This is a genomic window from Actinomadura fibrosa, assembly GCF_900659615.1.
Lineage (GTDB): Bacteria > Actinomycetota > Actinomycetes > Streptosporangiales > Streptosporangiaceae > Spirillospora > Spirillospora fibrosa.
Window position 1 is genome coordinate 1 of sequence record NZ_CAACUY010000364.1, and the last position, 6,722, is coordinate 6,722.

At 75.4% G+C, this 6,722-nt stretch carries 9 protein-coding genes; 4 read left to right on the plus strand and 5 right to left on the minus strand.

The genetic code is table 11. The features are described 5' to 3' along the window. The coding region (locus E1300_RS46165) for an alcohol dehydrogenase catalytic domain-containing protein (protein WP_165503306.1) at window positions 1-411 on the minus strand (411 nt) is incomplete at its 3' end. A 119-nt stretch (window positions 412-530) separates the two neighbouring features. On the opposite strand from E1300_RS46165, the gene E1300_RS46170 reads away from it, so the two are divergent. The 3 genes from E1300_RS46170 (at window position 531) to E1300_RS46180 (ending at window position 2,378) form a co-directional block, all read left to right on the plus strand. After that, on the plus strand, window positions 531-1,028 hold the full coding sequence (locus E1300_RS46170; protein ID WP_131763605.1) for a MarR family winged helix-turn-helix transcriptional regulator: 498 nt from the start codon (window positions 531-533) through the stop codon (window positions 1,026-1,028). A gap of 88 nt (window positions 1,029-1,116) precedes the next feature. Further along, on the plus strand, window positions 1,117-1,494 hold the full coding sequence (locus E1300_RS46175; RefSeq protein WP_131763611.1) for a DUF427 domain-containing protein: 378 nt from the start codon (window positions 1,117-1,119) through the stop codon (window positions 1,492-1,494). Then, window positions 1,491-2,378: an acyl-CoA thioesterase gene (locus E1300_RS46180; RefSeq protein WP_207400373.1), complete on the plus strand. Its 888-nt coding sequence runs from the start codon at window positions 1,491-1,493 to the stop codon at window positions 2,376-2,378. The genes E1300_RS46175 and E1300_RS46180 overlap by 4 nt, the downstream gene beginning before the upstream one ends. A 23-nt stretch (window positions 2,379-2,401) precedes the next feature. On the opposite strand, the gene E1300_RS46185 is transcribed toward E1300_RS46180, so the two are convergent. Beyond that, the gene (locus E1300_RS46185) at window positions 2,402-3,259 is read right to left on the minus strand and encodes a TIGR03620 family F420-dependent LLM class oxidoreductase (protein WP_131763606.1); all 858 of its coding nucleotides are present in this window, start codon (window positions 3,257-3,259) and stop codon (window positions 2,402-2,404) included. A gap of 229 nt (window positions 3,260-3,488) precedes the next feature. Between E1300_RS46185 and E1300_RS46190 the strand changes: the two genes are divergently transcribed. Then, entirely contained in the window at window positions 3,489-3,689 is a 201-nt protein-coding gene (locus E1300_RS46190) for a hypothetical protein (protein WP_131763607.1), read from the plus strand. A 37-nt stretch (window positions 3,690-3,726) separates the two neighbouring features. On the opposite strand, the gene E1300_RS46195 is transcribed toward E1300_RS46190, so the two are convergent. Genes E1300_RS46195 through E1300_RS46205 form a run of 3 tightly spaced genes read right to left on the minus strand, consistent with a single transcriptional unit; the run spans window position 3,727 to window position 6,630 of the window. Continuing rightward, complete coding sequence (locus E1300_RS46195; protein ID WP_131763608.1) at window positions 3,727-4,737, minus strand: winged helix-turn-helix domain-containing protein; 1,011 nt, start codon at window positions 4,735-4,737, stop codon at window positions 3,727-3,729. Then, complete coding sequence (locus E1300_RS46200; RefSeq protein ID WP_131763609.1) at window positions 4,727-5,629, minus strand: JmjC domain-containing protein; 903 nt, start codon at window positions 5,627-5,629, stop codon at window positions 4,727-4,729. The genes E1300_RS46195 and E1300_RS46200 overlap by 11 nt, the downstream gene beginning before the upstream one ends. Before the next feature lie 29 nt (window positions 5,630-5,658). Continuing rightward, entirely contained in the window at window positions 5,659-6,630 is a 972-nt protein-coding gene (locus E1300_RS46205) for a lanthionine synthetase C family protein (RefSeq protein ID WP_131763610.1), read from the minus strand. Window positions 6,631-6,722: the final 92 nt, after the last annotated feature.

Here is a 6,722-nt window from a genome sequence, read left to right on the forward strand (position 1 = left end):
GAACAGGGCCTGCCAGGCGGTGAGGCCGACCAGCGGCAGCGCGGCCGCGTCGGTGAGCGGGATGCTGGTCGGCGCCGGTGCCAGGGCCTCGGCGGGCGCCAGCACGTACTGGGCTGCGGCGCCGTCGACGACGAACGGCAGGAAGCCGATCACCGGGTCGCCGACCTTCAGGCCGCTGACGTCCTCGCCGAGCGCGTCCACCGTCCCGGCGAGGTCCAGGCCGGGGATGTGCGGCAGGGTCAGCGGCATCGGCTCCTGCATGAAGCCCGCGCGGATGTTGCCGTCCACGCCGTTGAACGTGGTCGCCGCGACCCGGACCCGCACCTGCCCGGCAGCCGGGACCGGCTGGTCGATGTCCTCGTAGCGCAGGACGTCGGGGTCGCCGTATTCGTGGAATCGCACTGCCTTCATTGTGGGCCTCGCCATCGGTCGTCGTTGGTGCTTCGAAGTCGAAGCAGTGGTGTCACCGTAGCAGTGCTTCGAACTCGAAGCAAGTGCTTCGAAAGTGAAGCAGGTGGTAGGGTGCCGGCATGCCCGAGACGCCGCCGCCTCTGGACCCCGTCCAGCTGGGCGCCTACTTCGCCCTGATGGAGGTCGCGGGCCTGCTGCGGCACGCGGTCGAGCAGCAGCTGCGCGAGGCCGGTGATCTCAGCTACGTGCAGTTCCAGCTCCTGGCCCGGCTCGGGCTGGACTCCCCGAGCGGCAGCGAGCGGATGACCGACCTGGCCGACGGGGTGGTCTACAGCCGCAGCGGCCTGACCTACCAGGCCGGCCTGCTGGAGAAGGCCGGCCTGGTCAAGCGCGCCCGCTCCGCCGACGACGACCGCGGCGTCACCGTCACCATCACCGACGCCGGACGCGCCCTGCTCGCCGAGGTCCTCCCCGGCCACACCGAGGTGGTCCGGCAGCAGCTCATCGAACCGCTGTCGCGCGACGACGCCCGAACCCTGGCCGCCCTCCTCGCGCCCGTGCGCGAGCACATGCGCTCGGCGCCGCCCCGCTCGGCGGCCTCGCGCCGCCGCCGCTGACATCAGAGTTGACCGCCCCCGGGCTGCATATGGCATTCTCAGAAGAAGAGAATCCCCATCCCGTAGAGGTGATGCGATCGTGCGGTCCATGTACGGCGCGCGGCCGGACTACCGCGTCGATCTCCTCGCCCGCACCAACGCCATGGCCGCCTGGCTGGACGACGCGTGCCTGGCCCGCAGCGACGCCTGCCTGGTCGTGGACGAGCAGGACCACGGCCTGGTGGTCTACTTCCCCAGGGACGCGGTCGACTTCACTCATTTGGAGCCGACCGGCGAACGCACCGTGTGCCCGTTCAAGGGCGAGGCCGTGTACTGGCGGGTCGCCGGCGGCGAAGGGGACGGGATCGCGTGGAGCTATCCGGACCCCTTCCCGGAGGTCGCCCGCCTGGCCGGATACGTCGCCTTCGACCAGGAGGCGGTCCGCGTGACGATCGGCAAGGGCTCCTTCACCGGGGTACGGCCGTGACCGCGTCCACGCTGGAACGCATGATCGCCATCTTCGACGTGGAGCCCGCCGGTCCCGCGGCGCCGTCCGGAACCCCGCCGGCCCGGTTCGCCGGGGACAGCGACGGCGGCGGCAGGCGGGTCGTCGACGGCAGCCAGATCCTCGCCCAGTCGCTCGTCGCCGCGGGCAAGGCCCTCCCCGGGCGGACCGTGCGGACCGCGCACGCCCTGTTCGCCGCCGTCGCCGACCCCGCCGAACCGATCGAGTTCGCGGTCGCGCCGGTGCGCGCGGGCCGCTCGTTCGCCAGCGCCGCGGTCACCGCCGCGCAGGGCGGCCGGGTCCGCGCGACCTGCACCGTCCTGCTGGACCGCCCGGGGCCCGACGTCATCCGGCACGACCGGTGGACGGGACCGCCCGTCCAGGGCCCCGAGGCCGCGCATCCGGTGGACATGCCGCTCGCGGGCCGGACGGTGCGCATCGAGGACGTCGAGGACTACGGCAGCCCGGACGAGGTCGGGCCGCCGGTCATCGACGCCTGGCTGCGCTACGACGCCGTCCCGGACCGCGACGACCTGCGCCGCGCGCTGCTGGCGCACTTCACCGGCCACCTGTCGATCTCGGCCGCGATGCGGGCCCACGCGGGGATCGGCACGTCCCAGGCCCACCACACGGTCTCGACGGCCGTCCTGGGCATCGGGGTGGCGTTCCACGAACCCGTCCGCTGGGACGGCTGGATCCGCTACCACCACGAGAGCACCTACGCGGGCGCGGGCATGGCCCACGTCCGCGGCCAGGTCCTCACCGGGGACGGGCGCCTCCTCGCGTCCTTCACCCAGGACGCCATGATCCGCGCCTTCGAGGGCGCGGAGCCCGCCGCGTCGATCGCCGCCGGCTCCCGCCTGTAGCGCCTCGGGGTGTCCTGAGCCCGTCAGACCAGCGCCGCGGCGAGGCGCCGCCACTCCTCGCGGGGGAAGCCGTCCCCCGCCGTGAGCACCTGCACGCAGACGTGGTCGGCGCCCGCCGCGCGGTGCTCGTCCACCCGCGCCTTGACCTCGTCCTCGCCGCCCCAGGCGATCAGGGCGTCGAACAGGCGGTCGTCCACCGACGCCAGCTCCGCGGACGTGAACCCGAGGCGCAGCAGGTTCCCGGCGTAGTTCGGCAGGTCGAGGTAGGAGCGCAGCCAGCCCGTGCCGATCTCCCGCGCCTCCTCGCGCGTCGAGCACAGGATCACGGTCTGCTCCGGCAGGACGAGCGGCCCGTTCCCCAGCGCCTCGCGGGCCCGCCGGGTGTGGTCGGGCGTGACGAGGTAGGGGTGGGCTCCGCGGGCCCGCGTCGCCGCCAGGTCGAGCATCTTCGGGCCGAGGGCGGCGAGGACGCGCTCCGCCGCGGGCACGGCCGGGTCCGCCCGGTCGAGGCCGTCGAGGAAGGCCCGCATCGCCGCCAGCGGCTTCCGGTACCGGCCGGGCTCGCCGGAGTCGATCAGCGGGGCGTGGCTGACGCCGATGCCCATCAGGAACCGGTCGCCGTGCTCGGCGGTCAGCGCGGCGAACGCGGCGGCGGCGTCCGCGGGCTCGTGCATCCACAGGTTGAGGATGCCGGTCGCGACGACCGCCCGCCGGGTCGCCGCCAGGAGGTTCCCGACCGCGTCGAAGAGCGGCCCGCCGACGTCGGGCACCCACATCGCGGCGTAGCCGAGCTCCTCCAGCTCGGCCGCCGCGTCCGCCGCCTCCGCGGCGTCCCCGTAGCGCAGCTCCTGGCTCCACACGCCGACACCAGAAAGATCCACAGCAACCTTCCCTCATCAGTCGCCACCTTGATCGACCGTACCGCGCGGCCCCGCCCCGGCCCGGAACCGCCCGGCCGCGTTCCGCCGGTCACCAAGACTTGGCCACCATTGGGAAGACCACGTGCGGTCCGGGCGGACGCGGGTAGGGCGGGGGACGTCCACGAGGCGCGGCGGTTCACCGGATCGCCGCGCGGAGGCGCCGCACGGCGGCGAGGAACGGAGGGGTGCCATGGACGAGCGAAACCCGCGCGGCGGGGGCGTCGAGCGCGGCGCGAGCGAGGAGGCCAGCGGCGTCCCGCTGACGCCGACCGAGGAGGAGACCTCGCGCCGGCCGGCCTCGGAGACGCCCCGCGAGGGCGAGGGCCGGGACGACCCGATGGAGCACGGCGGCTCGCGGCCGGAGGACCTGAACCCCGACGACTTCGAGTGACCCGAACGGACGGCCGCGCGCTCCCCCGGCCCCTCGGTCAGCGGGACGCGCGGCCGGCCGGGAAGAGCGCGACGACCGCGTGGCCCCGCTCGGTCCGGCGGACGCGCGTCTCGCGGCCCCGGCGTTCGCGGCGCACCAGCCCGCTCGCCGCCAGCCGCTCGCAGTGGTGGGTCACGGCGCTCGGTGAGAGCCGGGCCAGCCGGGCGAGCTCGCCCATGGTCAGCGGCCGTTCCACGGCCCGGAGCAGCGCGGCGCGGACGGGTCCGAGCATCGCCTCCAGCGATCCCGGGTCGGCCGGTTCGCCGGCGAGCCGGTGCGCGGCGGCCAGCGGGTAGGCGATCCAGGCCGCGTCCGGGTCGTCGAAGTCGCAGATCAGCGCGTCCGCGGCGGAGAGCATGGGCACGAGGACGAGGGGGCGCCCGCCGAGGTCGAAGCGGGCCGGCTGGGGGTCGGGGATGCGCAGGACGCCGTCCTCGAAGGCGCCGCCGGGGTGCAGGCCCGCGAGGACGGTGCCGAGGGCGCCCCGCACGGACGCGACGCCGATGCGTTCGAGCTCGCGGTCCAGCAGGGGGCGCGCCTTCGTCCACAGGGGTTCGACGGCGTCCCAGACCCTTCCCATGGTGGCGGCGTAGCGGTGCAGCCAGTCGCGGGGGCGGTCCGCGACGGGGCGCCAGTGCGCCGGGAGGTCCCCGGCGGGGTACGCCGCCTCCAGGTCGTGGAGCAGCCGCTCGCCGGGGATGGCGCGGAGCCGTTCGATCTGGTCACCGACCGGGGTCTCGGTGCGCGGGTTCAGCGGCGCCACCGACCCCGGGACGACCGACCCGTCCCGCGCCGCGAGCGGGCGCAGCGCGAGGACGTCGCGGGGGCTCAGGGAGCCGGTGATCCGGTGCCGCCACTCCTCCGGGACGCCGCGCCGGCGGCTGAGCGCGTCCACGCTCAGCACCAGCGTCGACACGTACGGGTCGAGCGCCATCCGCACGTCGACGGATCCGCCGACGCGCAGCTCGGTGGCCGCCGGACCGCCGCGGCCGGGTAAGTCAGCGCACATGGCGCGCGGGGTCGACGCCGGCGATGAGCGGTGCCCGGCTGATGACGGGCTCCCGCCGGTCCACCCGGGCGAGGAGCTCGGCCGGGTCGGCCTTCTCCGCCGCCTCGGCGACCTCGCGCAGCAGCGCGGCGACCGGGGTGAGGCGGTCGCCGTCCACGGGCAGCCGGTCCAGCAGCGGGACGCCGGCCAGCACGTCCTCCAGCAACGCCCGGACGATCCTGCGGTGCGTGGTCGTCGACACGGTGAGGGACAGGTGCAGCGAGCCCTCGGGCCCGGCGAACGCCCGGTGGCCGGTGCCCGCCGGGAGGTACAGCCCGTCCCCGGGGGTCAGTTCGAGGACGTGGTCGGCGTCCCGGCCGGTCCGCAGGGTCTGGTCGTCCTGCCAGCCGGTGCCGTCCGGGATGTCCCACAGGTGCCACGTCTTGGTGCCTTCGAGCTGGACGGCGAAGACGTCCGCCATGTCCCAGTGCGCTCCGACGCCGTCGTCCCCGGGCGGGGTGTAGAACGCGAACGCCGAGACGGCGGCGCCGAGGAGCGCGGCGAGCCGGTCGGTCAGCTCGGCGATCGGCGGGTACCAGTCCTCGATCGCGACGAAGCGCAGCGTCGCACCCTGCCGGAGCTGCTCGGCGACGGCGGCGGTGACCGGGTGGCCGGGCATGCTGAGGGCCAGGTACCGGCGGGTCTCGGTGAACATCGTGGGCGGCATCCCGCCGGCGGGCATGTTCACCTGGAACTGCGGGTAGCGCACCTGCCCGTACCGGATCCAGCCGTCGATCCGCTCGAAGTCCAGCAGGGCGGCGGTCGCGGGGGCGGCCGCGAAGCTCAGGTGGGAGCGCCCCCAGTCGACCCGCGCGCGGTCGGACGGGTCGGCGAAGATGTCTGACCAGCTCATGCGGCGGTCTCCTTCGGAGTGCGGCGGGTTCAGTCGAGCAGGAGGGCGGCGTCCCAGCCGGTGGCGGGCGGCGCGCCGGTGGCGTGGCAGTGCAGGGCCAGGGCGATGCCCGCGGCGCCTTCCAGCAGGCCCGGGCGGTCGGTGTCCCTGGCGGCGGCCGCGTGGGCGTACCGGTACCCGAACGGCAGGCCGGGGTCGTGGCCCGCGCGGATGCGGTCGGCGAACCCGTCGGCGGCGACCGCGTACGCGGGGTCGCCGGTGTCGTGGGCCATGCGGCAGGCGATCTGCAGGAGGCCGGCCCAGCCGTGGCACAGCGCGTAGTCCCGGACGGAGTGCTCCCCCGCGGTGGCGAACGCGCCGCGTACCGCGGCCTCGGCGGTGTCCGTCCAGTCCTTCTCGCCGAAGGCCGTGCCCGCGAGGTAGAGCGCACGGCCGAGTCCCGCGGCCCCGTAGCACCAGACGTCGCGGACCCGGCGCAGGCGCTCGTCCGCGCCGGAACCGGTCCAGTTCGGCCAGTAGGGGCCCGCCGCGTCCTCACGCCGGAGGTCGGTGAGCAGGGCCGCCATGGCGGCCGCCGCCTCCGCGTGCCGGTCGACCCGGACGCCCGCGCGCCAGGCCAGCGCCAGCAGGGCGAGCGGGCCGGGCACGCCGTGGGCCAGGCCGAGGTTGAGGTGACCGGCGGTGCCCGCGTGCTCCGCGGCCGGGTCGTGCCGTACCCACCAGGCGGGCACGCGCCGGTCGCCGGCCGTCGCGTCCCCGGTGAGCGCGAGGCGCACGAGCAGGTCGAGCATGTCGCGGAGCGCCGCGCCGACCTCCTCCGCCGCCTTCCCGCCGGCCCGGTCGCGGCGGGCCAGCAGGTGGCGGCCGACTCCGGTGGCGCCGGTGACGACGTCGTAGCCGCTCCACTCGCCGATCGGTTCGCCCGCGTCGAGCCGCGCCCGCAGGGTGGCGGCCCGCTGCCGCGCCTGCCCGGCGACGGCCCCGTCCAGCCGGTCCAGCAGCGTCGCGTAGCCGCCGGTCGCGAGGAGATCGGAAGAGCGTCGTGTAGGGAAAGAGTGTAGATCTCGGTGGTCGCCGTATCATTAAAAAAAAA